The organism is Metasolibacillus meyeri (assembly GCF_003049505.1).
In the GTDB taxonomy this organism is placed as follows: domain Bacteria; phylum Bacillota; class Bacilli; order Bacillales_A; family Planococcaceae; genus Metasolibacillus; species Metasolibacillus meyeri.
In genome coordinates, this window is record NZ_PYWN01000197.1 from 1 (window position 1) to 3,365 (window position 3,365).

Sequence of the window (3,365 nt, forward strand, 5' to 3'; positions counted from 1 at the left end):
ATCACAAGAATTACATAATGCTATTTTGCCATCGCACCCTAGAGAAAGATCATTTAATTAAAATCTAGTTTAGTAGTTGTCAAAGTAGGTTATTTATATTATTCTCTTATAATTTTTCAAAAAGGAGCGTTTATGAAAAAGCTTATTGTTTTTGTATTAACGATATTTATATTATTCTCAGGATTCGCAACACAAAGTTATGCGTTGTCAGATTCGAAAGCTGCGGCAATACAAGCATTGCTAGATGATGCCTCTCGTATATCAGGTGTGCCGGGCATATCAATTTCAATACTTGCTGATGATGAAGTGTTCTACTTTTCTTCAGGGTATGCAGACCGCGAAAAGGGGTTGTCTGCAAGTGAAAATACACTCTATGAGTTAGCCTCGGTCAGTAAAGCTTTTACCGGTATAGGTATTATGCTGTTGGAAGAGCAAGGGCTGCTCTCAATGACTGACCCTGTCCAAAAATATTTACCTTGGTTTACGTTAAAGTATCAAGGGAAACCTGTTGATATGCAAAGCCTTACACTAAATAACTTTCTTCACCATACTAGTGGTCTAACAAATATTAGGCATTTTCAAAATATTCCACAAGGCAATACACCGGATATGTTACAAAAGACTGTGGAAATGCTCATAGATGCTGAATTGGCGTTCCCTCCCGGTGAACAGTATACCTATGGAACCGTTAATTATGACGTATTGGGTTTGGTTATTGAGATTGTGTCGCGACAAAGCTATGAAGACTTTATGAGGGAACAGGTATTTCAGCCGTTAGGTCTTCACCAGACGTATGTTTATAAAGAAGATGCTCAAGCCACTGGACAGTTGGCACAGGGCTACCGTTCTTCCTTTTTTATGACAACGCCATTTAAAGCTCCGGATTATGCTGGGAATAAACCCGCAGGCTACATCATTTCTAATACAAAAGATATGGCGCGTTGGATGGGCATACAGATGGGTATTGTGCAGGACATACCCGAAATATTTCACACGGTTATCGAAAAATCACATAGGGGTGATATGTCTGTTTCGGCTGTCAACGATATGTATTATGCGGCAGGCTGGTCGGTAAACGCCGACCAAACGATTATAGAGCACACTGGGGGCAATCCAAATTTCAGAACCCAAGTAGCTATACTGCTAAATGAACGAACAGCCATCTGCTTGCTGAGCAACGGCGCAAATACCAATATAAACCTGGTACTAAAAGTTAAAGATATATTAGACGGCAATCTCACTCAGTCATATGAAGTAAGCGGCATACAGCTTTTGGATATCATTTTATCATCTATCACTATTATTCTTTGCTTATTGGCCGTTCTGCTATTTCTCTTAGGATTACGCAGAAGGAAAACGAATGAGCGGCAGCCAATGACAAAAAAGAGAAGAATCGTAACAATTATTTTCCTGATCACTACGATTGCCCTCGGGATACTGTGCTGTACTTTCGATTGGTCAACAATACTTATTTGGCAAACATATAGTGTTCTTACGGCTTTGATTTCGTCAGCATTATTAACAGCAAGCATTACATGGTTTGTATACACTCACCGATAAAATACCTCGCTCCCAAGATAAGCAGAATGTTAAGTAATTAAATTTCAATCTATCGGTATGCTTACTTTGAAAAACATAAGTCTGGAACAAAAGTATTTTAGCCAGTCAAACCTAATTACTATTGCTTCCTCTAATCTGCTCCGTTCGAGGAATAAGAATTCTTTAAACAACTGTATTATTTTTTAAATGAGTTTATTTTAATAGACATACACTCATTGATAGCTATACGTATTTGAATGATAGCAGCAAATACAAAACAGCTGCATCTGAACCTTTGTCTACTGTTCAATACACAGTCAGGTCCGTTAGCAGAGCTAGAAGTACGTCAAGCGATTCAATACGCTATCAATAAGGAACACATGGTGGAGAGCATTACACACGGTACAGAAAAAGTAGCGAACACGCTCTTTTGGGATGCAATTCCGTATGCCAATTTTATTACTATCAGGAAATGAACATGAAGGAAATAAGTAACATTAGTATAAATACCGTAAAATCAAGACTGTTACGTGGAAAAGAAGCCCTTAAAAGAAAACTTGAAAGGAGTAGTCAACTTGAATAACTTTGATAAGAAGATATCAGGTAAAGTGAAGAGTTATTTAGATGAAAATGTTGAATTTTCGACTGAAGAAAGTGAGAAAATTCACCTAAAAATTCAACCAGGGTTTTATAAATCAAGAAGCGCTAATCCGTTATATTGGACAGTTTTGGCTTCGGCAGCAATTATTGTTCTCGTACTAAGCCTATCTTTTCTAAAAAGTCCAATTGTAGTTCCAGAAAACGAGCATGTTGCACAGGGTTCTGGTAATGAAAATATTACCTTACCTGAAGGTGAAGAATTAGCGGTGGACCTGTCTGACATTGAACAAATGAATATTGGTGCCGAGATGCCCCGACTTTTATATGCCGATCACCAGATAGCAGTTATACAGGGTACATTTGGAGTAGTCGTATATAATATGCAAGGTTCAATAGTTACTAATCGAATTTCATATGAGCAAATTAAGTCATATGGCATCTCAATGATGTTGGCATCTGTATCGCAAGATGGTACAACAATCTTTATTGGAAATGATGATATGTCTATGTCGTCTAATAAATATATATTTACTCACCAATATGATATTAGTACTAGAATAATCAAAAAAACTGCACAACAGCCATCGAATTTATTTAGTCCTAAAACTATTGAACACCCAGGTTATCATGAGCAATACGACGATTTACAATATGGTGCAAGTCACAATATCGTAGAATTTGATAAGTCATTTATATATCTTCGCTCCGCCAAATGGGAAATGAAAGACCTACAAATTGTTAATTGCCCGTATGAAGATGGTGAAAGCAAAGTCTTTGATGTGTTCAATAGCTTGTGACAGATACACGGTAATGGGGGTGTTTTTGCCCAACGCCGTGAAAAAGGCGAACAGGCTGAAACCATTGGTACAACTAAGTCTCCTTAAAGGTGTACTTTTAAAACCTATCTGATACAGGCTGATTTATGCGTTTAAAAATGTATGAAAAACATTTTATAAACGTTTATTAAACTAATCATACCTTTGGAAACAAAATATAATAGAATGATAGAAGAAAATGAATCTTCTGGAAGAAGTTCGTTGTGAAGATCGATTATATTCGCGTTTCGTCTACAGATCAAAATGAAGAACGTCAAGTGAAAAATGCGAGCAACACGTTTTGTGTCAGATTGTATCCTTGTCATGCAGCATGGCCAGCTAGTGGAGGAAATTGCCAAGGGCGGCACATACAAGCACCCCGCATCACAAGAATTACATAATGCTATTTTG

Annotated in this window: 3 protein-coding genes; all 3 read left to right on the forward strand. The window is 37.4% G+C overall.

The features are described from left to right. Window positions 1-132: 132 nt before the first annotated feature. The 3 genes from C9J34_RS20595 to C9J34_RS20605 all read left to right on the forward strand — a co-directional run bounded on the left by C9J34_RS20595 (window position 133) and on the right by C9J34_RS20605 (window position 2,936). The gene (locus C9J34_RS20595; RefSeq protein WP_107842045.1) at window positions 133-1,560 is read left to right on the forward strand and encodes a serine hydrolase domain-containing protein; all 1,428 of its coding nucleotides are present in this window, start codon (window positions 133-135) and stop codon (window positions 1,558-1,560) included. Window positions 1,561-1,796: 236 nt separating this feature from the next. After that, window positions 1,797-2,015, forward strand: a complete 219-nt coding sequence (locus C9J34_RS20600) for an ABC transporter substrate-binding protein (RefSeq protein ID WP_238600737.1) — start codon at window positions 1,797-1,799, stop codon at window positions 2,013-2,015. 99 nt (window positions 2,016-2,114) lie between these two features. Beyond that, window positions 2,115-2,936, forward strand: a complete 822-nt coding sequence (locus C9J34_RS20605) for a hypothetical protein (protein ID WP_107842046.1) — start codon at window positions 2,115-2,117, stop codon at window positions 2,934-2,936. The last annotated feature ends 429 nt before the right edge of the window (window positions 2,937-3,365 follow it).